General features: G+C 70.6%; 26 protein-coding genes and 3 tRNA genes. 10 read left to right on the top strand and 19 right to left on the bottom strand.

Annotation, left to right across the window (positions count from 1 at the left end; genetic code table 11):
* Positions 1-130: 130 nt before the first annotated feature.
* The 7 genes from AB0A74_RS16935 to AB0A74_RS16905 all read right to left on the bottom strand — a co-directional run bounded on the left by AB0A74_RS16935 (position 131) and on the right by AB0A74_RS16905 (position 5133).
* A complete protein-coding gene (locus AB0A74_RS16935; protein WP_358250299.1) occupies positions 131-550 on the bottom strand; it encodes a MaoC family dehydratase in 420 nt (139 codons plus the stop codon).
* Positions 547-996, bottom strand: coding sequence for a MaoC family dehydratase N-terminal domain-containing protein (locus AB0A74_RS16930; protein WP_358250297.1), 450 nt, complete (start codon positions 994-996; stop codon positions 547-549). Before AB0A74_RS16930 ends, AB0A74_RS16935 begins: the two co-directional genes overlap by 4 nt.
* A gap of 70 nt (positions 997-1066) precedes the next feature.
* On the bottom strand, positions 1067-1231 hold the full coding sequence (gene rpmG, locus AB0A74_RS16925; protein ID WP_121224826.1) for a 50S ribosomal protein L33: 165 nt from the start codon (positions 1229-1231) through the stop codon (positions 1067-1069).
* Between the two features lie 78 nt (positions 1232-1309).
* A tRNA-Met gene (locus AB0A74_RS16920) sits at positions 1310-1382 on the bottom strand.
* A 46-nt stretch (positions 1383-1428) separates the two neighbouring features.
* Positions 1429-1504: transfer RNA gene (locus AB0A74_RS16915), tRNA-Thr, on the bottom strand.
* Between the two features lie 73 nt (positions 1505-1577).
* Positions 1578-4178, bottom strand: coding sequence for a bifunctional diguanylate cyclase/phosphodiesterase (locus tag AB0A74_RS16910; protein ID WP_358250295.1), 2601 nt, complete (start codon positions 4176-4178; stop codon positions 1578-1580).
* 175 nt (positions 4179-4353) lie between these two features.
* Positions 4354-5133: a PhzF family phenazine biosynthesis isomerase gene (locus AB0A74_RS16905; protein ID WP_358250294.1), complete on the bottom strand. Its 780-nt coding sequence runs from the start codon at positions 5131-5133 to the stop codon at positions 4354-4356.
* A 34-nt stretch (positions 5134-5167) separates the two neighbouring features.
* On the opposite strand from AB0A74_RS16905, the gene AB0A74_RS16900 reads away from it, so the two are divergent.
* Positions 5168-5962 (top strand): GNAT family N-acetyltransferase, encoded by a 795-nt coding sequence (locus AB0A74_RS16900; protein ID WP_358250292.1) that lies wholly within the window; start codon positions 5168-5170, stop codon positions 5960-5962.
* Here AB0A74_RS16900 and AB0A74_RS16895 read toward each other — a convergent pair.
* Positions 5959-6459: a hypothetical protein gene (locus AB0A74_RS16895; protein WP_358250290.1), complete on the bottom strand. Its 501-nt coding sequence runs from the start codon at positions 6457-6459 to the stop codon at positions 5959-5961. The two genes, AB0A74_RS16900 and AB0A74_RS16895, sit on opposite strands and share 4 nt — an antisense overlap.
* 266 nt (positions 6460-6725) lie before the next feature.
* Here AB0A74_RS16895 and AB0A74_RS16890 point away from each other — a divergent pair, with 266 nt between their 5' ends.
* Positions 6726-6968 (top strand): hypothetical protein, encoded by a 243-nt coding sequence (locus AB0A74_RS16890; protein WP_358250288.1) that lies wholly within the window; start codon positions 6726-6728, stop codon positions 6966-6968.
* 97 nt (positions 6969-7065) lie between these two features.
* Here the strand turns inward: AB0A74_RS16890 and AB0A74_RS16885 are convergent, their stop codons facing one another.
* Together AB0A74_RS16885 and AB0A74_RS16880 are read right to left on the bottom strand one after the other, a co-directional pair.
* Positions 7066-8025 carry an HNH endonuclease signature motif containing protein gene (locus AB0A74_RS16885; RefSeq protein WP_358250287.1) on the bottom strand — a complete coding sequence of 320 codons (960 nt, stop codon included), beginning with the start codon at positions 8023-8025 and terminating at the stop codon, positions 7066-7068.
* A 167-nt stretch (positions 8026-8192) separates the two neighbouring features.
* A tRNA-Tyr gene (locus AB0A74_RS16880) sits at positions 8193-8273 on the bottom strand.
* Between the two features lie 123 nt (positions 8274-8396).
* Between AB0A74_RS16880 and AB0A74_RS16875 the strand changes: the two genes are divergently transcribed.
* Entirely contained in the window at positions 8397-8888 is a 492-nt protein-coding gene (locus AB0A74_RS16875) for a YajQ family cyclic di-GMP-binding protein (protein WP_358250285.1), read from the top strand.
* Positions 8885-9757, top strand: coding sequence for a glucose-1-phosphate thymidylyltransferase RfbA (gene rfbA / locus AB0A74_RS16870; RefSeq protein ID WP_358250283.1), 873 nt, complete (start codon positions 8885-8887; stop codon positions 9755-9757). The genes AB0A74_RS16875 and rfbA overlap by 4 nt, the downstream gene beginning before the upstream one ends.
* Positions 9758-9781: 24 nt before the next feature.
* Here rfbA and htpX read toward each other — a convergent pair whose 3' ends face one another.
* The 4 genes from htpX to nuoB are packed head-to-tail and all read right to left on the bottom strand — an operon-like array spanning position 9782 to position 12152.
* The gene (gene htpX, locus AB0A74_RS16865; RefSeq protein ID WP_358250281.1) at positions 9782-10642 is read right to left on the bottom strand and encodes a zinc metalloprotease HtpX; all 861 of its coding nucleotides are present in this window, start codon (positions 10640-10642) and stop codon (positions 9782-9784) included.
* A gap of 19 nt (positions 10643-10661) precedes the next feature.
* Entirely contained in the window at positions 10662-11174 is a 513-nt protein-coding gene (locus tag AB0A74_RS16860) for a 4Fe-4S binding protein (protein WP_358250279.1), read from the bottom strand.
* Positions 11167-11736 carry an NADH-quinone oxidoreductase subunit C gene (locus AB0A74_RS16855; protein WP_358250277.1) on the bottom strand — a complete coding sequence of 190 codons (570 nt, stop codon included), beginning with the start codon at positions 11734-11736 and terminating at the stop codon, positions 11167-11169. The genes AB0A74_RS16860 and AB0A74_RS16855 overlap by 8 nt, the downstream gene beginning before the upstream one ends.
* Positions 11733-12152 (bottom strand): NADH-quinone oxidoreductase subunit NuoB, encoded by a 420-nt coding sequence (gene nuoB / locus AB0A74_RS16850; protein ID WP_358250275.1) that lies wholly within the window; start codon positions 12150-12152, stop codon positions 11733-11735. Before nuoB ends, AB0A74_RS16855 begins: the two co-directional genes overlap by 4 nt.
* Before the next feature lie 242 nt (positions 12153-12394).
* Here nuoB and AB0A74_RS16845 point away from each other — a divergent pair, with 242 nt between their 5' ends.
* A complete protein-coding gene (locus tag AB0A74_RS16845; RefSeq protein ID WP_358250273.1) occupies positions 12395-13432 on the top strand; it encodes a LysR family transcriptional regulator in 1038 nt (345 codons plus the stop codon).
* Here the strand turns inward: AB0A74_RS16845 and AB0A74_RS16840 are convergent.
* Positions 13429-13575 carry a hypothetical protein gene (locus tag AB0A74_RS16840; protein ID WP_358250271.1) on the bottom strand — a complete coding sequence of 49 codons (147 nt, stop codon included), beginning with the start codon at positions 13573-13575 and terminating at the stop codon, positions 13429-13431. The genes AB0A74_RS16845 and AB0A74_RS16840 overlap by 4 nt on opposite strands.
* Positions 13576-13800: 225 nt before the next feature.
* On the bottom strand, positions 13801-14679 hold the full coding sequence (gene ddaH / locus AB0A74_RS16835) for a dimethylargininase (RefSeq protein WP_343935301.1): 879 nt from the start codon (positions 14677-14679) through the stop codon (positions 13801-13803).
* Between the two features lie 75 nt (positions 14680-14754).
* Here ddaH and AB0A74_RS16830 point away from each other — a divergent pair, with 75 nt between their 5' ends.
* The 4 genes from AB0A74_RS16830 to AB0A74_RS16815 all read left to right on the top strand — a co-directional run bounded on the left by AB0A74_RS16830 (position 14755) and on the right by AB0A74_RS16815 (position 19142).
* The gene (locus tag AB0A74_RS16830) at positions 14755-15195 is read left to right on the top strand and encodes an Lrp/AsnC family transcriptional regulator (RefSeq protein ID WP_121224781.1); all 441 of its coding nucleotides are present in this window, start codon (positions 14755-14757) and stop codon (positions 15193-15195) included.
* Between the two features lie 9 nt (positions 15196-15204).
* Positions 15205-15960 (top strand): enoyl-CoA hydratase, encoded by a 756-nt coding sequence (locus AB0A74_RS16825; RefSeq protein ID WP_358250269.1) that lies wholly within the window; start codon positions 15205-15207, stop codon positions 15958-15960.
* Positions 15961-16200: 240 nt separating this feature from the next.
* A complete protein-coding gene (locus tag AB0A74_RS16820; RefSeq protein WP_358250267.1) occupies positions 16201-18093 on the top strand; it encodes a 2-oxoacid:acceptor oxidoreductase subunit alpha in 1893 nt (630 codons plus the stop codon).
* Complete coding sequence (locus tag AB0A74_RS16815) at positions 18090-19142, top strand: 2-oxoacid:ferredoxin oxidoreductase subunit beta (protein ID WP_343935298.1); 1053 nt, start codon at positions 18090-18092, stop codon at positions 19140-19142. The genes AB0A74_RS16820 and AB0A74_RS16815 overlap by 4 nt, the downstream gene beginning before the upstream one ends.
* Before the next feature lie 71 nt (positions 19143-19213).
* On the opposite strand, the gene AB0A74_RS16810 is transcribed toward AB0A74_RS16815, so the two are convergent.
* The 3 genes from AB0A74_RS16810 to AB0A74_RS16800 all read right to left on the bottom strand — a co-directional run bounded on the left by AB0A74_RS16810 (position 19214) and on the right by AB0A74_RS16800 (position 22529).
* Positions 19214-19423, bottom strand: coding sequence for a hypothetical protein (locus AB0A74_RS16810; protein ID WP_358250265.1), 210 nt, complete (start codon positions 19421-19423; stop codon positions 19214-19216).
* A gap of 155 nt (positions 19424-19578) precedes the next feature.
* Positions 19579-20382 (bottom strand): Eco29kI family restriction endonuclease, encoded by an 804-nt coding sequence (locus tag AB0A74_RS16805; RefSeq protein WP_358250263.1) that lies wholly within the window; start codon positions 20380-20382, stop codon positions 19579-19581.
* 191 nt (positions 20383-20573) lie between these two features.
* A complete protein-coding gene (locus tag AB0A74_RS16800) occupies positions 20574-22529 on the bottom strand; it encodes a hypothetical protein (protein ID WP_358250261.1) in 1956 nt (651 codons plus the stop codon).
* Between the two features lie 191 nt (positions 22530-22720).
* Here AB0A74_RS16800 and rarD point away from each other — a divergent pair, with 191 nt between their 5' ends.
* Positions 22721-23656 (top strand): EamA family transporter RarD, encoded by a 936-nt coding sequence (rarD, locus tag AB0A74_RS16795; RefSeq protein ID WP_358250259.1) that lies wholly within the window; start codon positions 22721-22723, stop codon positions 23654-23656.
* Positions 23657-23751 lie beyond the last annotated feature (95 nt).

Below are 23751 nucleotides of genomic sequence, written 5' to 3'. Positions count from 1 at the left end.
AATTCGGCTGCACCCGACCAAAAGTGTGGTAGCCCTTCGGGCAGGCCATACGGAGATGACACAAGCAAGAAGCCCGGGTTGGGGTGTGACCTCACGAGGCCCCTTGGCGCTGCGCGCCTGGTGCTTTTGGTCAGGGGAGGCGTACTCGGGCTGAGGCTCCGCCCAGTACGGACTTGCCCTCGTGGGTGGCCGTGATGTTGACCTTGAAGGTGCCGTCCTCCAGGGCCTTGGTCACCTTCGCCGTGACCTCCACCAGGGTGCCCTCGTCGTTGTCGGGTACCGGTACGGGTCGGCCGAAGCGGACGCCGTACTCGACCACCGCGCCCGGGTCGCCCGTCCAGTCCGTCACCACCCGGATCGCCATGCCCATGGTCAGCATCCCGTGCGCGATGACGCCGGGCAGGCCCACCTGCGTCGCGAAGCGCTCGTTCCAGTGGATCGGGTTGAAGTCGCCCGAGGCGCCCGCGTACTTCACCAGGTCCGCTCGGGTGATGCGCAGGGTCAGCGGGGGCAGTTCGTCGCCCACCGAGACGTTCTCCGCCTTGATCACGCGTCCTCCCCTCGGACCACCAGCGTGCAGCGGCCGGTGCAGACGTGTTCGCCTTCGTCGGTGCTCACCTCGGCGCGGAGGGTGAGCATGTCGTTGCCCATCCGGCTGGCGATGCCGTCCACGTGCAGCTCCACGACCAGCCGGTCGCCGGCGGTGATGGGGCGGGTGTGGGTGAAGGTCTGGTCGCCGTGGACCACGCGGCTGTAGTCCAGGCCCAGGTCCGGGTCCTCCACGAGGACGTCGTTGGCCCCGAGGGACACGATGATCGCGAACGTGGGGGGCGCGATGACGTCCTTGTAGCCCGCCGCGCGGGCGGCCTCCGGGTCGTGGTGCACCGGGCTCGTCGCGCCCACCGCCGTGGCGAACTCGCGGATCTTCTCGCGGCCCACCTCGTAGGGCGGTGAGGGTGGGTACGCGCGGCCGATGAACGACTGGTCGAGGGGCACCGGAGCAGGTTACGCGACGAGGCCCGCCCCTGGAGCGGGGACGGGCCTCGTGGAAGCGCTTCGGCTGCGACTAGCGGGTTTCCTTGTGCGGCCGGTGGGTCTTGCAGTTCGGGCAGAACTTCTTGATCTCCAGGCGGTCCGGGTCGTTGCGCCGGTTCTTCCTGGTGATGTAGTTCCGGTGCTTGCACTCCTCGCACGCGAGGGTGATCTTGGGGCGTACGTCGGTTGCAGCCACGGGTCCTTGCCTTTCTAGAGCGCACGTGCCCCGTGGGCCCAGTGCGGGCTTACCGCCTGGCGGGGATCTTCGACCGAGTAGCGGTGGCCGGACTTGAACCGGCGACACAGCGATTATGAGCCGCTTGCTCTACCAACTGAGCTACACCGCTTCGCACGACCAGAGGCCGCGCATGCTTGCGCACCGCGGCCAAGTCGTGGAGCCCCTTTACGGAATCGAACCGTAGACCTTCTCCTTACCATGGAGACGCTCTGCCGACTGAGCTAAAGGGGCTTGCTCTTTCGTTCTTGCCGAGCGAGGAGAACTCTACACAACCTCGCGCCGTTCACGAAATCGGGGGGTCCCTTCAGTGGACCAAGGTGAGCACCGTCTCATCGCGAGCACCCCTGACCTGCACGGTTCGCGCGCGCAACCAGGCCTCGAAGCGCTCCTCGGACAGCGGCCGGGAGATCAGGTAGCCCTGCGCCACGTCGCAGCCCATCGACACGAGCTGGTCGCGCGCGGCGTCGTCCTCGACGCCCTCGGCGACCACGGTCAGGCTCAGCGAGTGGCCCAGCTCGACGATCGAGCGGACCACGGCCATGTCGCCCAGGTCGGTGCCCATGCCGAGCACGAACGACTTGTCGATCTTCACCTCGTCCACCGGGAGCTGGCGCAGGTAGGCCAGTGACGAGTAGCCGGTGCCGAAGTCGTCCACGGCCAGCACGACGCCCATGGTGTGCAGGCGGCGCAGCACGGGCAGCGCCCGCTCGGGGTCGGCCATCACGCCGGACTCGGTCAGCTCGAAGGTGAGCAGCTCCGGCGGCACGTCGTGCTTGAGCAGCGCCGCCGCGACGCGGTCCGGGAACTCCTCGTCGGCCAGCGTCCGGACGGACAGGTTCACCGCGATGGACATCCGCAGCCCGCGGTCGATCCACCGGCGGACCCGGTCCAGCGCCTTGTCCATCACGAAGTCGGTCAGCACGTCCACCAGGCCGGTGGCCTCGACGGCGGGCACGAACTCGTCCGGGTCGACGCGGCCGAACTCGGGGTGCTTCCAGCGCACCAGGGCCTCCGCGCCGACCACCTGTCTGCTCGGCAGCGCGACCTTGGGCTGGTAGTGGATCGACACCTGGCCGCTCTCCAGCGCCGACCGGAACTGGGTGACCAGCTGGAAGCGGCGCAGGAAGATCTGGCCCATCGACGGCGCGTAGGCGCGCAGCGGCTCGGCCTCGCTGGTCGCCCGCACGGCCACGTCGGCGCGCTGGAGCAGGGCGTCGGCGTCGGGGTCCTCGATCTCGCAGTCCGCGGTGGACGCCCACCCGACGACCGCGCCCGCCTCGACGGTGAGCCGGTCCACCGGGTACGGCACGGACAGCGCGGCGCGCAGCCGTTCGGCGATCTCCTGGATGCGCTCGGCCTGCCGGTCCAGCAGCAGCGCGGCGAACGCGCCGCCCTCCAGGCGGGCCAGCGGCACCTCGGGGCCCAGCTCGTCGCGCAGGCGGCGGCCGGCCGCGACGACCATCCGGTTGCCCCAGGCCTGGCCCAGCGCGTCGGAGACGGTGGACAGCACGTCGAGGTCGATCCGGATGACCGCGGACCGGTCGGCCTGGCGCATCGGCTCGGCGGCGGCCTCGCGCAGGCCCGGCCGGTTGAGCAGGCCGGTCAGCGGGTCGTGGTAGGCGTCGTGGCGCAGCCGGGCGAGCAGGCGGCGGTTGTCCACGGCGGTGGACAGGTGGCTGGCGAGGGTGCGCAGCAGCTGGATGTCGGCCTTGCCGAAGCCGCGCCACCGGCTGAGCCGGTCGTGCACCTCGACCGCGCCGAGCAGCTGGGTCGCGCCGCGCAACGGCACCACCAGCGCTTCCTGCGCGTCGCGGCGGACCAGGGACTCGGACACGTCCTCGCCGGCGTCGACGATGCGGAAGTACCGCACCTGCGAGCCGGGCAGCTGGAGCATGGCGTCCTCGCGAAGCTGGCGCGGGTCGTCGCGGCGCATGCCCTGGGGCAGCGGCTCGCCGGCGACCAGCGTGCGCATCGGGGCCTGCGGGTCGGTGCGCAGCCGCAGCACGACGCGGTTGGCGTTGAGCTGCTCGCGGATGCGTTCGGCGATCAGCTGCCACTCGTCGTCGTCGGCGCGGGCGTCGCCGCCGTCCGGGGTCGCGCCGCGCGGTCCGGTGGCGTGCCGGCCGGAGCGGGCGACGCGCAGCGACACCTCGCTGAGCGTCTCCAGGTCGCGCTGCTCGCGCAGCAGGCCCGAGTAGGCGAGGTAGATGGCGGTGATGCCGGCGAAGACCAGGACGATCAGGACGCCGCCCCACGGGGCCTTGTCCGCGATCTCGTAGCCGGCGAGGCCGGCGGAGGTGTTCAGCAGCGCCACGACCAGGGTCTGCAGCACCAGCCGCAGGCTCGGGCCGACGCGCATGCCCTTGCCCATCAGACGCAGCGCCGTCAGGCCCAGGACGCTGGCCAGCAGCGGCACGGCGATGGTGCCCAGGAACGCGCCCGCCCACTTGGGTCCGTTGCCGTCCAGGAACAGGTCCACGGAGTGGGCGACCGCGAAGGCCACCGAGATCTCCATGAACATCAGGCCCGCGTTGTAGACGGCGCGGTCGAGCACCCGGCGGCCGAGCAGCGTGCCGACGCCCGCGACCACGTGCGCGGCCAGCACGACCTCGAACGGGGCGACCAACAGGCCCAGGACGAGGGGGATCTCGGTGAACGAGATGGTCCAGGCCACTCCGCTGCGCACGTCGACGTTGATGGCGAGCTGCTCGGCGAGCAGGAAGCCGACGACGAGCAGCGGTCCGGTCCACAGGAGGTGCCTGGGGTCCCGGTCGGGCAGCCACGAGCCCACCGCGACCGCGGACAGCGTCCCGGCGAGCAGGAGCAGCACCGCGAACACGCTGAACGCGCGGGTCGTGGACCGGGTCGGCGCGTTCTGCGCCGTGGCCGACGCGTGGTCGGACATCCACCCTCCAAGTCGGCCGTCGTCGCGGGTGGCCGGGTCGCGGCCTACGAACTCCTGGCGTGACTGAGGGGTCCCGAACACCCACCGAGACCCCTCCAGGGGTGCCAATGTACCCCGGTTGGGCGACGAAATGGCAGGTCGTTGCGCGGATTACCACGAAAGGTAACAGTTCGGATCACACGATCAGCTCCCCTGCCAGCACCGTCACCGCTCGTCCGGCGAGTCGCACGCGATCACCGCTCAAGATCGCCCGGACCTGCCCGCCGCGGGGCGAGGCCTGCTCGGCGAGCAGTTCGGCGCGGCCCAGGCGCGGCGCCCACCAGGAGGCGAGCGTGCAGTGCGCGGAACCGGTTACGGGATCCTCCGGGACCCCGTAGGAGGGGTAGAAGCAGCGGCTGACGACGTCGAGGCCGGGGCGGTCGCCGGGGGCGGTGACGATGACGCCGCGGCCGGGGACGCGGGCGAGGGCGGCGTGGTCGGGTTCGAGCGCTCGAACCTCCGCGGCGCTCGCGACTTCCACGAGGACGTCCGAGACGGCTTGGGCGACGGCCTTGACCGTGACGCCGGGAAGGCCCGACGTGAGGGCGTCGGTCACCTCGATCGGCGTGGCCGGGTCGGCCGGGAAGTCCATCTCGACCCAGCCGTCGGGGGTGGTGGTGCAGGTGAGGAGGCCGCTGCGGGTGGTGAAGGCGCGGTCGCCACCCAGGACGTGCGCGGTGGCGAGGGTCGCGTGGCCGCACAGGTCCACCTCGCGGACCGGCGTGAACCAGCGCAGTGGCAGCGGCCCTTCTTCCTTGAGGCGCACGAATGCGGTCTCGGCGTGCTTCATCTCCGCCGCGACGGACTGCATCCAGCGCTCGTCGTCCGGAGTCCCGTCGTCTTCGAGCAGCACGACGCCCGCGGGGTTGCCCGCGAACGCCCGGTCGGTGAAGGCGTCCACCACGAGAATGCGCACCGCCGCAGGCTACGGCCCTGGTTACGGTCACGGCATGGACCCGCTACTGCCCGCCATCGGACCGGTGCCCGAGCCGTACTCGTTCACCGAACTGACCGCCGACGCGTTGAACGCCAGCTGGGGCGCGCTGCGCACGCACAGCCTGACGTGGCACCCCGACGCCGACCTGGACGCACAACTGCGGGACTGGCCGCTGACCGGCGCCGGCGACCCCGACACGGCCGCGCTGGTGACGGTCCCGAGCCGGGCGGTGGCGGCCGCGGAGGTGCTGGTGCGGCACGGTTTCGCGCCCCTGCTGGTGACCGCGGCGCGGCGGGCGGGGCTGGGCGGCCCGGCGGGCGCGGAGGACGTGCGCATCCGGCGGGTGACGGCGGCGGACGTGGCCGTGGCCGTGTCGGTGAACGTAGAGACGGTCCGGTACGACGGCTGGTTCGGGATGGTCAACGAGCGGCCCTCGACCGCGGCCCGGCTGCGCGAGCACATCGAGGCCCGGCTGACGTGGGACGAGCCGGGCCTGTGGCTGGCGGAACGGGACGGCACGCCGCTGGGCGTCCTGTACTACGACATGCCGCCGCACTCGGACTGGATCGCCGGGCGCACGTCCGCCGCCCCGGTGGTCTACATCGGACTGCTGGGCGTGCGGGAGGCGGCCCGGGGAGCGGGGGTGGGCAGCGCCCTGGTCGCGCACACCCACCGCCTGCTGGACGAGGCGGGCGTGGCCGTGACCCTGCTGCACCACGCCCTGCCGAACCCGCGCTCGACGCCGTTCTGGTACTCCCACGGCTACCGTCCGCTGTGGACGACGTGGCAGCGTCGTCCGGCGCTCTAGACGGGCACGAGCTCCTTCATCTCGCGCGGCGCGATCTCGCGCAGGCCGGCGCGGATGGCCGCCAGGCACTCGCGGGCGTCGGCGGCGGCCTGGTGCTGCGCCGCGCCGCTGCCCACGGCTTCGCGGAGGACCAGCCAGACCGAGGCGTCGTCTTCGCGAACGGCGGTGAGCAACTCGCGGGGTTCCGGGTAGGGGTGCAGGGCGATGCGGTCGGTGTGCGTGCGCAGGTCGCGCAGGGTGTCGCGGTCGAGGCCGGTGGCGGCCAGGCGGTCGAGCTTGGCGGACAGGTCCACGGAGACCAGCTCGGAGGTGGAGAGCGGGCCGAAGTTCAGGACCGTGGTGAGGGCGTACTCCAGGTCGTCGGCGGCGTTGAGCACCTCGCGCACGTGGTCGCGGGTGGCGGGTTGGGCGCGCCGGCGGACGGGGTTGTGCCGGATCACCAGGCCGAGGAGGACGCCGAGGGCGAGGGCGGTCAGGGCGATCCCGATTTCGCTCATGGGTTCGAGTCTGGTCGCACGCACCGGTGTTCCGTGCGCGCGCACGACGGCCGGCGGTCTGGCAGCGCCGAGAGGTCGTCGGGACTTCGGCTGAGCTGAACAGCCCAACCGGTCGGCGTGGCGACGTGATCCGAACGGCCCAGAGGGGGAAGGTGTGCCCCAGGCTCTCGTCCGCCCGAGTGAACCCGGAACCGAGGGGTACTCAAGCCGTGGTTCGAGACCTCCTAACAAGACAAAGGGGATGCACAACGGGCGAGGGGGTCGCCATGACCATCGCGAAGGAACTGTCCAACCGGGCGAAGGCCATGCTGAAGGCCGTGGCCGCGGGCAGGGGCCAACTGTCGGGCGGCGTCGAGCCGGACCTGTACGTGGACGGCCTGCCCTGCTGCGACCAGACCACCACCCACGCCCTGGTCCACGCCGGCCTCCTCCGCGCCCGCCGCGCCGTCGGCCTGTACGAGCGCGCGGACGCCGAGTTGACCGACGCGGGACGAGCAGCCATCGCATAACCCTCGAACACACGTTCGACATGGGTTATGCTGCACCCGAGGCCGGCACGCAAGCGAGAGGAAGCGCTTGCGCGTCGGTCTCACCTATGTCCGGGGGTCAGCGGCCCCAGGTCGCGGCAGCAGCGTTGTAGTGCGCGCGCACGGCACCGACGTCGATCAGCGACAAGTCCACCCGAACACCTTCCAGCGCGCCGTAGGCGGCGTAGTCGCGCAGCGCCGGGGCGATGTGCACCTCTCGCTGCGTCGGGTGCACCGCCATCAGTCCGCGGTCGAACAGCACGTGGACGTCGGCGCGCAGGAGCAGGCCTTCGGCCAGCTTGTGCTTGCCATGGTCAGCAAAAGCACGCAAGTGTGCGGCTTGGAGCGCCTCCGCCGGGCACGGGCCCGTGATGGCGCATCTCAGCCCGTCCCGTTGCAAGAGCTCTTTGCGGAACTGCGCCTGCCCTTGGCGTACCCGCACCATCGCGTCCCGGTGACCGCCGGGCAACTCCGAGGGCTCCGCCGGGTCGGCCGCGGGTTCCCCGGCCGGCTCCGGCACCGGCGGCATCGGCACCAGCAGGTCGCTCAGGAGCTGTTCGATCGCGGAGAGCTTCAGCGGGCTGATCGAGTTCTGCTTGGCGTTGTCGGCGGCGGCTTCGTCCCGCAGCCGCTTGACGGTGAGCGCGCCGTCCAGCGCACGCCACGTGCCGCCGTAGTGGGCGGAGTAGCGGGTGATGGGGATCGACTTGTGGTCCGGTACGTCGAACTCCCGCCGACAGTCCTTGGCCGTGCACAGGTACCTGGTCTGCCGGTGCTTCCGCGGCTTGAACGCCGTCCGCCCGCAGCCCGGGCACAGGTACCGCACCTTCTCGCCTTGCTGGGGCACGATCCGCTCGATGCGCGCCACGCCCAGCGCCACCTCCCGGTTGCGCACGACCACGAGGTCGCCCTCGTCCACCTTCCGGGCGTTCTGCACCGTCGAGTCGAAGACGTAGAGCGATTCGAGCACGTCGGGATAGCCGCTGTTGCCCTGGAAGTGCCGATCGTCCCCGACCGACAAGAAGGACCACGCCTGCACCGGCACCCCCACAAGCAAGAGAAGCCAACCCCTGGCGCCCGGACGAACCACAACGCCGTTTCGTCATGATGCCGCGACTACGCGTGCCGGGCCATCAACTTCTTCCGATGCCCGCGCCGAAACGAAAAGACCCCCGTGACGTGTCACGAGGGTCTCTCGACTTGATGTGGCGGGTAGAGGATTCGAACCTCTGTAGCTTTCGCGACGGATTTACAGTCCGCTCCCATTGGCCGCTCGGGCAACCCGCCCCGCCCCCGGTCGCCCGGGTGCGGTGCAGACAATACATAACCCCGTCGCGGCCACTCAAACCGGGGCCGTCCCGGTAGGCTTCCGGGGGTTCGCAGACACGCCTACGCGGAGGTATCGGGCACGTGGCAGACCCGTCGTTCGACGTGGTGAGCAAGGTCGACCGGCAGGAGGTCGACAACGCGCTCAACCAGGCCGCCAAGGAACTGAGCACCCGGTTCGACTTCCGGAACACCGGCACGTCGGTGGCCTGGGCGGGCGAGGAGGCGATCGCCTTCGAGTCCTCGACCGAGGAGCGCTGCCGGGCCGCGATCGACGTCTTCCAGGAGAAGCTGGTCAAGCGCGGCATCTCGATGAAGGCCTTCGAGGTCGGCGACCCCGCGGTCTCCGGGAAGGTGTTCAAGGTCACAGGCAAGATCGTCCAGGGCATCTCGTCGGAGAAGGCCAAGGAGATCGCCAAGAAGGTCCGCGACGAGGGCCCGAAGGGCGTCCAGGCGCAGATCCAGGGCGACCAGCTGCGCATCTCGGGCAAGAAGAAGGACCACCTGCAGGACGTCATCGCGCTCCTCAAGAGCAGCGACTTCGGTATCGCCCTCCAGTTCACGAACTACCGATGAAGGGCATCATCCTGGCGGGCGGGAGCGGCACGCGGCTGCACCCGATCACCCAGGCGGTGTCCAAGCAGCTGCTCCCGGTCTACGACAAGCCGATGGTGTACTACCCGCTGTCGGTGCTGATGCTCGCGGGCATCCGGGAGGTCCTGCTCATCTCGACGCCGACCGACCTGCCGCTGTTCCGGCGGCTGCTCGGGGACGGGTCCCAGTTCGGGATCTCCGTGGAGTACGCCGAGCAGGCCCACCCGAACGGGCTGGCCGAGGCGTTCGTCATCGGCGCGGACTTCGTCGGCGACGACGCGGTGTCGCTGGTCCTGGGCGACAACATCTTCTACGGCCAGGGCTTCTCCAAGCTGCTGCAGCACCACGCGGCGACGTTGGACGGCTGCGTGCTGTTCGGCTACCCGGTGCGCGACCCCGAGCGGTACGGCGTGGGCGAGGTCGACGCGGAGGGCCGGCTGGTCTCCATCGAGGAGAAGCCGGCGGTGCCGAAGTCGAACAAGGCGATCACCGGCCTGTACTTCTACGACAACGACGTCGTGGAGATCGCGCGGAACCTCAAGCCGTCCGCGCGGGGCGAGCTGGAGATCACCGACGTCAACCTGGAGTACCTGCGGCGCGGCAAGGCGCACCTGGTGGACCTGGGTCGCGGGTTCGCGTGGCTGGACACCGGCACGCACGACTCCATGCTGGAGGCGGGCCAGTTCGTGCAGGTGCTGGAGCACCGGCAGGGCGTGCGCATCGCGTGCCCGGAGGAGATCGCGCTGCGGATGGGCTTCATCACCGCGGACGAGTGCTACGCGCTGGGCGAGAAGCTCGCGAAGTCCGGCTACGGCCAGTACCTGATGAACGTGGCCCGCGAGGTGCGGTGACCGTGCGGTGACCGGCCTGCCGCGTTAGGAGCGGCGGGCCAGTTCCTCCAGGCGGCGGACGCGGTCGGCGATCGGGGGGTGGGTCGAGAACCAGCGCGCCAGCTGTTCGCCCGGCCGGAACGGTGACGCGATCATCAGGTGCGACTGGGACACCACCTGCGGTTCCGGGGCCAGGGGCGCGGCGCGGGTGCCGAGGTCGAGTTTGCGCAGCGCCGAGGCCAGGGCCAGCGGGTCGCCGGTGAGTTCCGCGCCGGACGCGTCGGCCTGGTACTCCCGGGACCGGCTGACGGCCATCTGCACGATGCCCGCCGCGATCGGCCCGAGGACGGCGATCAGCAGCATGGCGAACGGGTTGGGGCGGTCCTCGTCGTCGCCGCCGAACAGGCTTGCGAACAGCGCCAGGTTCGCCAGCGCGCTGACCACGCTCGCCAGCGCGCCCGCGACGCACGAGATGAGGATGTCGCGGTTGTAGACGTGCGACAGCTCGTGCCCGAGGACCGCGCGCAGCTCGCGCTCGTCCAGGAGTTCGAGGATGCCGGTGGTGCAGCAGACGGCGGCGTTGCGCGGGTTGCGGCCGGTCGCGAACGCGTTCGGCGCGGCCGTGGGGCTGATGTAGAGACGGGGCATGGGCTGCCGCGCGGCCATCGCCAGTTCCCGCACGATCCGGTACATCGCGGGCTGCTCGACCTCCGACACGGGACGGGCCCGCATCGCGCGCAGGGCCAGCTTGTCGGAGTTGAAGTACGCGTAGGCGTTGACGCCCAGTGCCAGCACGACGCCGATGACCAGCGCGGTGCGCCCGAAGAACGAGCTGATCCCGACGATCAGCGCGCTCATGGCGCCCAGCAGCAACGCGGTCTTCAACCCGTTGTAGTGCTTGTGCACGGTGTTCGCCTCCGGGTGACTACGTCCTCCCTCTCAACGCTCCCGGGCGTCCTGGGGTTCCGGAACCCCCTCGTCCGGGGCGTGTGGCACCGGTCTCCGGGGCGGGTTCCGCCTGGGTGTCGAGAGCAGGTGGCGGCGGCACATGTTCCACCCACATGTTCAGAACATCCCGTTCGTGGACCAGCTCGGCGACGGCTCCGTGGCCGTCGAGCGTGCCGGTGCCGGGGTAGGAGAAGTCGGGGGCCCAGTGGAGGGCGTCGAACGGGCAGGCCTCGACGCAGATGCCGCAGTAGAGGCACTGGCCGTAGTCGATGGCGAAGCGGTCGAGGACGTTGCGGGCGCGGGGGCGGGCGGAGCCGGGCTGGTGCTCGACTTCGGTGTGGGAGTCGATGTGGATGCACCAGTCGGGGCACTCGCGGGCGCAGATCATGCAGACGGTGCAGTTGGCTTCGAGCAGCGCGATCACACCGCGGGTGCGGGGCGGCAGGTCGGGCGTCGGCCCGGACATCGGCTCGGGCGTCGGCTCAGGCATCGGAGTCACCTTCGAGGCGTCGGGGTCCCCAGGACGGGTCGGGCACGCCGGGCGGGGCGGCGCGGCGGCGGCTGGGCGCGGAGGTGCCGTCCTCGCCGGGTTCCAGGCGGCCGGGCCACGGCCTCACGACGCGGGAAGCCAGCACGAAGTCCTTGCGCAGCGGGTGGCCCGCGAACGAGTCGGGCAGCAGCAGGTGCGGCGCGGGTTCGGACAGGGCGATGCCGAACATCTCCACCGCCTCCCGCTCGTGCCACGCGGCCCCCGCCCACAGGCCGGACACGCTGGGCAGCGGCTCGTCGCCGACCTCCGTGCGCAGGAGGAGGCCGAGCTTGCTGTCCGGGTTGAGGACGTGCAGGTAGACCGCGTGCTTCTGGCCGGACGCGCCGGGGCGGCCCGCGTCCTCGACGCCCAGCCAGTCGAAGGCGGTGCAGCCGAGGTCGTGGGCTTGGCGGGCGGCGGCGAGCCAGTGCTCGACGGAGACGTGCGCGGTGGTCTGCCCGAACGCGGTCTTGACCGCGGCGTGGTCGATGAGCGAGGCCAGTTCGGCCGAGGCGGCGGTCATGACACCAACCTGTGCAATGCGGCGAGGCCTTCGAGCAGCGCCTCGGGACGGGGTGGGCAGCCCGGCACGGCGACGTGGACCGGCAGCACCTGGTCGATGCCCTTGGTGACGCTGTAGGAGTCCCAGTACGGCCCGCCGGTGTTGCTGCACGCCCCGACGGACAGGACGTAACGGGGTTCCGGCATCTCCTGGTAAGTGGCGATCACTGCGGGCAACATGACATCGGTGACCGTCCCGGACACGACCAGCACGTGCGCCTCGCCCGCGGCGTGCGCCACGTCCACCCCCAGCGCGGCCAGGTCGTGCGGCCGTCCGCCCTCCAGGGCCGCCATGACCTCGACGCCGCAGCAGGCCAGCCCGAGGTCGAGCACGGTGACCCGGTACTTCGTTCCCCAGTCCAGGGTGGAAACCGTCACGTCGGATGAGGTTAATACGTGGGGGCCCGCCCGGCGCACGCCCGGCGGGCCCCCAACCCCCCAAAACCCCCTTGATTGCTCCCACGTGAACTCGCACCTGGTTGCGGAAGAAGTCTCTTACGAACCGTGTATACGTGTCCAGACAAAGCAACCAAGTTCTTCGGATAATTTGACCCCATACTGCGATCAAGTTCAGTACAACTGATCGGTAGAACATCTCGACCCCGACCCGAGAGGCCCCGATGTCCACGTCGGCACAGCTCCTGCTCCCCGCGGGCAACCGGCTCAGCAGGCTCCTGCACACCTCACCGCTGCTGCTGGACACAACGTTCGACCAGCTCAGGACCTTGATCGCGGTGTACGAGACGAAGTCGGCGCTGCGCGCGGCACGGGTGCTGGGGCGGGAGCAGTCCAGCGTGCAGAAGCAGATCGACACGCTGAACCGGAACTTCAAGTCGTTGTGCGGCGAGCCGCTGGTCGTCAAGCAGGGACGCGGAAAAGACGTGCTGATCACACCCACCGGCGAGGCGTTGGTGGAATTGGCGCGGTCCACAATGACCGACTGGTTGGATTCGATTCACGAGTGCCGCCGCAAGCTCGGCACGACGCTCACGGTGGGTACCACCCGGTTCATGCTCGACTCGCTGGCGAAGGCGTGGCACCACGTGGCCGACGACTTCCGGCGGCGGGACGTCGAGCTGAAGGTCGTGCACATCCGGACCCGGGACATCTGGAACAAGCTGGAGAGCAAGGAAGTGGACATCGTCTGCGGCAGCGTGGTGACGCCCGCGGGCGACGGGTCGGAGTTCGCGGACTTCGACGTGATCGAGTGGCGGCGCGGCGGGTTGGCGCTGCTGACCAACATCCCGGAGCACCGGTTGGGCACGAGCGTCGGCACCGGGGAGTTGCCGAAGCTGCCGCTGGTGGTGCCGGGTGACGGGCTGATCGCCGAGTTCCTGCGCGGGTGGTTCGGGCCGGACTACCGCAACGAGCTGGACATCGCGGCGGAGATCGACGAGATCCAGTACGGGATGTCGCTGCTGCGGTCCGGCCTGGTGGAGGGCTGCATGATCGTCACGTCCGGCCTGGGCGTGGTCGCGGCCAACAACGAGCTGCGCGAGGGCTCGGGCCTGCGGGTGGTGGAGCTGAAGAACGACCGGAAGCCGGTCCTGGAACGCCTGGTCGGGGTCTTCGCCCGCAAGGAGGAGCGGGCGAAGTTCCCGGCCGACCACCCGTTGAACCTGCTGTGGGCGGCGTTCCAACGGGAGGTGTCGGACTAACCGTTGCGCTGTCGCTGAACCTGCTTGACCAGCCACTCAAGCCCGGTGAGCTGGTGCGGAACCTCGGGCTTCTCGCGTTCCACCCGTTCCTCCTCCGGCGGCTGGGGCAACGGCTCTGGCCGCTGGGCGTCGAGGTCGTTCATGGCGCGCTCCCTACCTTGGTCGACAGCGAGGTGCCGTCGATCGGAGCACTCCGCGAGGTCCCGTCGCTAGCCCGATCAGCCCTATGGGTGACGCGCGCTCCACCCGTTCCTGCCACGATGCCGTGGTGATCATCCGCGGGCCGGGGCTGTCGTGGTGCGGCGGCGTCCGCGGGGCCGTGGAACGCGAAAAGCCCCCGACCGCGGTCGGGGGCCTTCGAGCGGGACTCAGTCCCGGAGTTCCATCGTGCAGCACTTCGGGCCGCCGCCGGACTTGCGGAGTTCGGAGATGTCCACGAAGACCGGTTCGAAGCCGCGCTTCGCCACTTCTTCCGCCAGGTGCGTCGCCTCGACCGGCAGGACCACGTGGCGGCCGTCGGAGACCGCGTTCAGGCCCAGGCACTCCGCGTCCTCCGCGGTGGCGATGACCGCGTCCGGGAACAGGCGGCGCAGGACTCGCTGCGAGCCCGGGGAGAAGGCCTCCGGGTAGTACGCCACCAGGTCGTCGGACAGCACGAACAGGGCCACGTCCAGGTGGTAGTACCTCGGGTCCACCAGTTGCAGCGAGATCACCGGCACGCCCAGGACCTCCTGGGCCTCCGAGTGGGCCAGGGGGTCGGTGCGGAAGCCCGTCCCGGCGAGCAGGTACCGGCCGGTCCAGGTGAAGTCGCCCTCGGCCTCGTTCGTGCGTTCCGGCATGACGACGTTGGTGTAGCCGTTCGCCAGGAACCAGCGGCGGAAGTGGTCCGCCTCCGGGACGCGCTGCTCGGCCCGGAACCGGGAGCCGAGGACCTGGCCGTCGATGACCGTGCCCGAGTTGGCCGAGAAGACCATGTCGGGCAGGCCGGGCTGGGGCTCGATCAGATCGACCTTGTGACCCAGGCGCTCGTAGGTCTCCTTCAGCTCCGTCCACTGGGCCAGGGCCAGCTCGGTGCTGATGGGTTTGGTCGGGTCCATCCACGGGTTGATCGCGTACTCCACCGTGAAGTACTCCGGCGGGCACATGAGGTACCGACGGGTGGTCGGCACGCGCACGGGGGCGGCGGGCGTGGTGACGCCCAGCACGATCGGCTCGTCGCCGGGGCCCAGGAGGGAAACCGAGGTCATGGATCGAAGGGTAAATAACCCTCAGACCAGCGAACAACGCCGCAGTATTGCGTCTTCTAGTGCAGAATGTTGCGTGTGGACTCGATCGACCAGCGGATCATTTCGTGCCTGATGGCCAACGCCCGCTCCAGCTACGCGGACATCGGCAAGGAGGTCGGCCTGTCGGCCCCCGCGGTGAAGCGGCGGGTCGACCGGCTCCTGGACACCGGCGTGCTGCGCGGCTTCACCGCCGTCGTGGACCCCGAGCAGCTCGGGTGGGGCACGGAGGCGTTCGTCGAGGTGCACTGCCGGGGCAACGTGACCCCCGGTGACATCCAGGCCCGGCTGGAGCCGATGGCCGAGGTCATGGCCGCCTACACGGTGTCCGGCGCGGCCGACGCGATCGTCCACCTGCGGGCGGCGAACATCCACCACCTGGAGACCGCGTTGGAACGGCTGCGCGCCGTGGAGATCATCGACCGGACCGTGTCCACCGTCGTGCTCTCCCGACTGCTGGACCGACCACCGGCCCCCTAGAGTGCCGCCATGCCAGAGGTGTTGTTGGAGCTCGTCGACCGTGTGGCCGTCATCACCGTGCACGACCCGGACCGGCGCAACGCGTTGACGCTCGACCTGTCCGACCAGTTGGTGCGGGCCGTGAAGAGCGCCGAAGAGGACGCCCACGCCGTCGTGGTGACCGGCGCTCCCCCGGCGTTCTGCGCGGGCGCCGACCTGACCGCGCTCGGCGAGGCCCGGGAGGAGGGGCTGCGGCGCATCTACGCCGGGTTCCTCGCCGTCGCCGCCTGCTCGTTGCCCACGATCGCCGCCGTGGGCGGGGCCGCGGTGGGCGCGGGGCTGAACCTGGCGCTCGCGTGTGACGTGCGGCTCGCAGGTCCGAAGGCGCGGTTCGACGCGCGGTTCCTCCAGCTCGGCATCCACCCCGGCGGCGGCATGACGTGGATGCTCCAGCGCCTGGCCGGACCGCAGACGGCCACCGCGATGACGCTGTTCGGGCAGGTCCTGGACGCGGACGCGGCCGTGCGGCACGGGCTGGCGTGGGAGCGGGTCGAGGGCGGGCACGACGAGCTGCTCGCGCGGGCCGTCGAGCTGGCCCGGCCGGCGGCCGAAGCTCCCCGGGAACTCGTCCGAACCATCAAGGCGACCATGCGGCGAACGGCGGCCATGGTCGAGCACAGTGAAGCCGTGGACACCGAAATCGTCCCCCAGGTCGCGTCCATCGAGACGCCGGAGTTCGCCGCCAAGCTGGCCGCGATGAAGGCCCGCATCAGCGGGCACCCCTGAGCGGAGTGCTGTGGACAGACCCCGCGACTTACCTGTAACTTCCGGTAACACTTACTGACCGGTACTTACGGAAGATTGCTGAGTTACCGCGGGGTTGCCCGGCAGTGCACCACTTGGGACGGATCGTCCCGCACAGTGGTACGGCGGAAACCGGCTCGACGACGGGCACGACTACCCTCGATGGAGGGGGAGGGGCGACTTGGCCCCTAGCGGGCGTGAAGAGAGGGATCGGCGTAGGACATGACTACCGACGTTGGTAACGGCGCCGCGCCAGGTGGCTCCCCGGAGAAGACCACCCGCAAGCTCGACCGGGTGGTCATCCGGTTCGCGGGCGACTCGGGCGACGGCATGCAGCTCACGGGTGACCGGTTCACCTCGGAGGCCGCGGCGTTCGGCAACGACCTCGCGACGCTGCCGAACTTCCCGGCCGAGATCCGGGCGCCACAGGGCACCCTGCCGGGCGTTTCCAGCTTCCAGCTGCACTTCGCGGACTACGACATCCTCACGCCCGGCGACCGGCCCGACGTCCTGGTCGCCATGAACCCGGCCGCGCTCAAGGCCAACGTCGGCGACCTGCCCCGCGGCGGCACGCTGATCGTCAACACCGACGAGTTCACCAAGCGCAACCTGGTGAAGGTCGGCTACGACAGCGACCCGCTGGAGGACAACTCCCTGGAGGGTTACCAGGTCCACAAGGTGGCGATGGCCACACTGACCATCGGCGCGCTGGAGAACACCGGCCTGGGCAAGAAGGACGCCGAGCGGGCGAAGAACATGTTCGCCCTGGGCCTGCTGTCCTGGATGTACCACCGGCCGACCGAGGGCACCGAGCGGTTCCTGCGCGAGAAGTTCGCCAAGAAGCCCGACATCGCCGAGGCCAACGTGCTGGCGTTCCGCGCGGGCTGGAACTACGGCGAGACCACCGAGTCCTTCGCGGTCACCTACGAGGTCGCCCCGGCCAAGCTCAACCAGGGCACCTACCGCCAGATCACCGGCAACACCGCGCTCGCGTACGGCATCGTCGCCGCCGGCCAACAGGCGAAGCTGCCGGTCGTGCTCGGCACCTACCCGATCACCCCGGCCTCGGACATCCTCCACGAGCTGTCCCGGCACAAGAACTTCGGCATCACCACGTTGCAGGCCGAGGACGAGATCGCCGGCATCGGCGCGGCCCTGGGCGCCTCCTACGGCGGCGCGCTGGGCATCACGTCCACGTCCGGCCCGGGTGTGGCGCTGAAGTCGGAGACCATCGGCCTCGCGGTGATGACCGAGCTGCCGCTGGTGATCATCGACGTGCAGCGCGGCGGCCCGTCGACCGGCCTGCCGACCAAGACCGAGCAGGCCGACCTGCTCCAGGCGATGTTCGGCCGCAACGGCGAGTCGCCGGTGCCGATCGTCGCGCCGCAGTCCCCCGCCGACTGCTTCGACGCCGCCCTGGACGCGGTCCGCATCGCGCTGAAGTACCGCACGCCGGTGCTGCTCCTGTCCGACGGCGCGATCGCCAACGGCTCCGAGCCGTGGCTGATCCCGGACATCGCGGACCTGCCGGACCTGTCGGTCGAGTTCGCCACCGCGCCCAACGGCCCGGACGGCGAGTTCTGGCCCTACCTGCGCGACCCGGAGACGCTGGCCCGCCCGTGGGCCGTGCCGGGCACGCCGGGGTTGCAGCACCGCATCGGCGGTCTGGAGAAGTCCGACGGCACCGGCAACATCTCCTACGACCCGGCCAACCACGACAAGATGGTGCGGCTGCGGCAGCAGAAGGTGGACGGCATCGAGGTGCCCGACGTGGTCGTGGACGACCCGTCCGGGCAGGCCCGGGTGCTGGTCGTGGGCTGGGGCTCGTCCTACGGCCCGATCGGCGCGGCGGCCCGCCGGGTGCGCAAGCTCGGCCTGCCGGTCGCGCACGCCCACCTGCGCCACCTCAACCCCTTCCCGAAGAACCTGGGAGAGGTGCTGGCGCGCTACGACAAGGTCGTCGTGCCGGAGATGAACCTCGGCCAGCTCGCGCTGCTCCTGCGCGCCAAGTACCTGGTCGACGCCATCAGCTACACCAAGGTGCAGGGCCTGCCGTTCAAGGCGGAGGAGCTGCAGGACGTGCTGGCCGACGTGATCAAGGGAGTGTCCGAATGACCGCGATTGACCTGGGTCTTCCGGGCTTGGGGGGTCTCGACGGGGTTCCGACGTCGGACGAGCCGCAGAAGGCCAAGGACTACAAGTCCGACCAGGAAGTCCGCTGGTGCCCCGGCTGCGGCGACTACGTGGTGCTCAACGCCGTGCAGTCGTTCCTGCCCACGCTCGGCCTCAAGCGCGAGAACATCGTGTTCATCTCCGGGATCGGCTGCTCGTCGCGGTTCCCGTACTACATGAACACCTACGGCATGCACTCCATCCACGGCCGCGCGCCCGCCATCGCGACCGGCCTGGCCGTGGCGCGGCCGGACCTGTCGGTGTGGGTCGTGACCGGTGACGGCGACGCGCTGTCCATCGGCGGCAACCACCTGATCCACACGCTGCGCCGCAACGTGAACCTGAAGATCCTGCTGTTCAACAACCGGATCTACGGCCTGACCAAGGGCCAGTACTCCCCCACCTCCGAAGAGGGCAAGGTCACCAAGTCCACGCCGTACGGGTCGCTGGACCACCCGTTCAACCCGGTGTCGCTGGCGCTGGGCGCGGAGGCGTCGTTCGTGGGCCGGGCGGTGGACTCGGACCGGGCCGGGCTGACCGAGGTGCTGCGCCAGGCCGCCGAGCACCGCGGGTCGGCGCTGGTGGAGATCTACCAGAACTGCCCGATCTTCAACGACGGCGCGTTCGACGTGCTCAAGGACGCCGACGAGGCGTCGCGGCGGATCATCAACGTGGTCGACGGGCAGCCGATCGTGTTCGGCGGCGGCGAGTACGCGGTGGTGCGGGACGGCTTCGGCCTGACCGTGGCCAAGACCGCCGACGTCGAGGAGTCCGAGATCGTCGTGCACGACGCGTCGGACCTGAACCTGTCGTTCGCGCTGTCCCGCCTGTCCACGCAGGACCTGCAGCACACGGTCACCGGCGTGTTCCGCAACGTCGCCCGCGCCACCTACGACGACGCGGCCCGCGCGCAGGTCGCCGAGGCGCAGGCCGCGAAGCCCGCCGACCTGGCGGCGCTGCTGCGCGGCAAGGACACCTGGACCGTCGCCTAGCCGGTCGGACACACGGAAGGGCCCCTGCTCCGCGGAGCAGGGGCCCTCGTGTTGTTGCGGCGCGGACGACCTCAGGTGGTGGTGCCCACGATGCCGTGCAGCGAACGCAGCGTCTTGAACCACACCCCCAATGCGCACGTCACGCCGGCCAGCCCGGCCGCGATCAACCCCGCCCGGACGCCGAAGACGTGCGACACGCCCAGCCACACGAGGTAGCCGACCGTGACGCCGGCGAGCACCGCCATGCCGGTTGCCGATACGACGATCACCAGGCTGCGCACGGTGAGCAACGGTGCCGGGTCGCCGCTCGCGGCACCGGTCCTTCGGTTGGCGCCAGAACCGGTTAAAGTCATGACGTCCCCTTCCTGTTGTCGGGTTGTGGATGAACAGATGGCTCCCGAACGTGCTGCCAGGCTCACCGGGGGCCATCTGTGCTTCAGAGGTGTTTCGTCACCTCTTCCAAATGCAGCCGAACTCGCGACGTGAGTTCAGCCGCCGAGTACTTCGCCGGACGATCCGATGCCGATCGACGCCCAGGGTGGAACTCGTCCCACGGGGAGCGGGGCGACAACGCACGCCTCCATGTCGATCCGTGGGAGTTGAAGCCCATCAGCACCGTGTTCCACAAGGGCTTCATCCGGCGGATGATCGATTTCTGGACGACGTCGACCCACAAGCCGTCGACCACGAGCAGCCGGCATTCGAAGTCGGCGACTCGGAGTTGGGGATGGCCGGATTCTCGGCCGTGGTGTTCCACCGCCTCAAGGTCCCTCATGATGCGTCTGCTCAGCAGGGTCCACAGCACCGGCGCCTCGACATCGCCCTCCGACACGGCGTCCCGCGATCCGGCGGCGCCTATGTACAAGGGGACGTCGGTGCCGGACACAGCGGAGTACGGCTCGAAAGACCCGGTGTAGTAGAGGACGACGAGGCCCGCACCCTGGAACACGTCGAACGGCATGTCCAGGCGGTGCCTGGCTTGCGTGAGCAGCTCTCGGCTGACGCTGTCGATGAGGCTGTCGAGTGCCAGGGGGTCGAACCGCCGGACGGTCGGCCGGTCGTGGGAGGGCTCTAGATCACGGCCCCGGTTCGAGAAGAAGACGCGGATCGCGGTCTCGTCGTAGACGGGCCCGCTACGCAGGTCGGCCACTGGCGTCGGGAACCGGTCGTCCCGTGCCTTCAGGTTCGACACGGCTTGCCGGCTCAGACCCGTGAGGTCGGCGATCTCGGAGATGCCCACCAACTTGAGCGGCGGCGGGCTCGCGCCGTCACCGCTCGACGTGGGAGGAGGCGGGTTCACGAGACTCCCGATATGTATGGCCGTTCAACCGGTACGACGCAGCCTACACCACGACGCGCATCGCGAACACGGAAGGGCCCCTGCTCCGCCTCCCGGAGCAGGGGCCCTTCGCGTTCCCTCCCCAGGGACGACTAGGGGGCCGGGCGGAAGCCCGCCTTCTCCGCGTCGGAGATGGTGCGGAACCACACGTCGGCTCGGGTCTCGGTGAAGTTGGCCGACTCCGCGGTGAAGTAGCGGCGGCCGGTGAGGGTGGCCTTGACCTGGAAGTCCGGGGCCGGGGCCATGCCGTCGGACTTCGGCAGCACCGAGCCCGGACCGAACGGCGAGCGCGGGTTGAAGCCCTCCGGCTGCTGGTAGCGGGTGGTCGTGCTCGCGGGTCGGCCGCCGGTGCTCGGGCTGAAGCCGACCGGGCGCGGGCGGACCGGGCGGGGTGGCGGCGGGCTGATCGGCTGCGCCGGTGCGGGCGGCGGCGGGGGCGGCGGGGTGGTGCGGGAGCCGGCCGGGCGCACCGGGCGCTGGGGCAGGCCGCCGTTGGCGCCGGATTCGAGCAGTTCGGGGGCGAGCTTGGGCACGAACGGCTGGTCGTTGCCGGGGGCCGCGGGCTTGGGCTTGGGCGGGACCGGCGGCTCGTCCACGATCTCGTCGTCGGGCGTGAGGATCGGCTCGAACAGGGAGCGCGGGCGGGCCGGCTCCTTCGGCTCGGGCTTGGGCTCCGGGCGCACCTCGGGCCCGGACTCCGGACGGGCCTCGGGGCGGGTGTCGGCGGGCGGTTCCGGCTGGAAGCGCGGGACGAAGGGCTCGTCGGCCGCCGCCGGGGGCTCGACCGGCTCCGAGGGCGTCGCGGGGCCGGGCAGGGCGTGGGCCTCGTCGTGGGGCGCGGCGCTCGACTCGGGACGACTCGGCTCGGCGGCCGGGGTGTGGGCGGCGATGTCGCGGGCGTCCAGGATCGTCGTCGCGTCCGGGGTGAACAGGCCGGGCGCGGCGGGTTCCGGTTCCGCGAAGTCGGGCTGGTCGGGCTTGGGCAGGTCGGGGCGCGCCGGGGCCGGGGGCGGCGTCGGCAGTTCGGCGCGGATCACCGGGTACTCGCCGGTCAGGTCCCGATCCGGCCAACTCTGCTGCGGCTCCTCGAACCGCGACTCCTCGGCACGCGGCTCCTCGGCCGGCTCCTCGAACCGGGGTTCGGCCGGGACCGGCTCCTCGAACCGCGGCTGGTCGGAGGGCGGCTCTTCGAACCGTGGGTTCTCGAAGCGGGACTCCTCGCCACGCGACTGTTCGCCACGTGACTCCTCGCCATGCGACTGTTCGCCATGCGACTGCTCGGCTTGGGGCTCGTCGGGACGCGCGTCCACCTCGGCGATGGCGCGGGCCAGGGCCGTGGCCGGGATCAGGGTGGTCTGCTCGGCGGGGCGCTCCGGCTCGTCCTCCTGCTCGGGGCCCTCGGCCGGGTCCTCGTCCTCACCGTAGACGACCGGTTCCGGCTCCTCCCGCCACACCTCGCGCGGCTGGAACGCCTCGACCTCCGGCGGGGCGGTCGGCTCGGGCTGCCGCGGCACCGCCACCTCGGCGGCGGGTCGCGCGGGCGGCAGGAGGTGGGTCTGTTCGGCCGGCAGGGCCGGCGGCTCGTCCGACTCGGCGGCCGACGACGTGGTCACCGGCTCGCCGCCCGGGGAGAGGCGCTCGAACAGGCTGCGCGGCCGGTCGTCCTCGTACTCGGGGAAGTCGTGCTGCTCCTCGAAGTCCGACAACGGGCGGTGCTCGTCGTCCAACTCCTCCAGCATCTGGTCGCGCTCGTCGAGCTTCATGCCGGCGACGTCGTAGCGCGGCGGGTTGTCGTCGCGCAGGAGGTCCTCGACCGGGGAGTTCGACGACCGGTGCCAGTCGTCGAACTCGTCCCGCGCCGGTTCGACGGGGGCGGGCGGGGCGGTCACGACCGGGGCGACCGGACGCGGGGACGCGCCGAGCAGGCGCTCCTCCAGGTCCTGCATCTCCCTCTTCGCGGGCCGGACCAGCACCAGCCAGGTCAGCGCGACGCCTGCCACGAACGACAGCAGGCTCCACAGCCACACCTGTCCGAAGAGCGAACTCACGCCGGAACCCTCCCACTGCACAGTCCTGACACTCCCCGACACGCTCCGCTGCCAGGCCTTCACCCGGTAGTGGAAGCGGTGCAAAACTACCCTGACCGCGAGGTCCGGCGCGTCCGACCACGCGGCCCTGCGCCCATAGTGGGCCAGTAGGCCGTTCGGAGCAACTGACCAGGCAAAACGGCTGGCGTAGAGTGGCCCGTGTGCCGCCCTTGACGAACTCCACCGCCACTTCGGCAGATGTTCACCAGAACAACAAGGGTATCGCTCTCGGGGCCGGCGCCTACGTCATCTGGGGCATGTTCCCCGCCTTCTGGCCACTGCTCGCCCCGGCCGGCTCCGGCGAGATCCTGGCGCACCGGATCGCCTGGTCGCTGGTGGTCATGGCCCTGCTCACGGCGGTGCTGGGCCGGTGGTCGAGCCTGCGGACCCTGTCCGCGCGCGGCTGGCTCATGGTGGCCGCCGCGTCCGCGCTGATCGCCGCGAACTGGGGCGTCTACATCTACGCGGTCAACAGCGGGCACGTGGTCGAGGCGGCGCTCGGGTACTTCATCAACCCGCTGGTCAGCGTCGTGCTCGGGGTGCTGGTGCTGCGCGAACGCCTGCGCGGCCTCCAGTACGCGGCCCTGGGCATCGCGGTGACGGCGGTGGTGGTGCTGGCGGTGGACTACGGGCGGCTGCCGTGGATCTCGCTGGTGCTGGCCTGCTCGTTCGGCGTGTACGGGCTGATCAAGAAGACCGTGCCGCTGGACGCCACGTCCAGCCTGACCGCGGAGAGCATCGTGCTGGGGCCGGTCGCCGTCGGCTACCTGCTCTGGCTGGGGTCGGCGGGCACGTTCCACAGCAACGGCTGGGGCCACGCCCTGCTGCTCGCGTCGTCGGGCCTGGTGACCGCCGTGCCCCTGATGATGTTCGGCGCAGGCGCACGACGGGTGCCGCTGACCACCATGGGCATGCTCCAGTACCTCGCCCCGATCCTGCAGTTCGCGTGGGGCGTGTTCGTGGCGCACGAGCCAATGCCCGCGTCCCGGTGGTTCGGCTTCGGCCTGGTGTGGGCGGCGCTCGCGGTGTTCACCCTGGACGCCCTCCGCTCCCGCCGCTCCAGACTCGCGCCGGCCCCGATCGAGTAGCCACACGCCGGGCGACGCCGCTTTTGGTCGGGCTGCCAAGCACAGGAAGGGCCTCGGTTCGTCCGACGCCCTTCCACCCCCGGGGGCCTGCCCGC

Source organism: Saccharothrix sp. NPDC042600 (genome assembly GCF_040647305.1).
GTDB lineage: Bacteria > Actinomycetota > Actinomycetes > Mycobacteriales > Pseudonocardiaceae > Actinosynnema > Actinosynnema mutabilis.
Note: the sequence above shows the minus strand (reverse complement) of the source record. Positions and strands in the feature narration are given on the sequence as shown.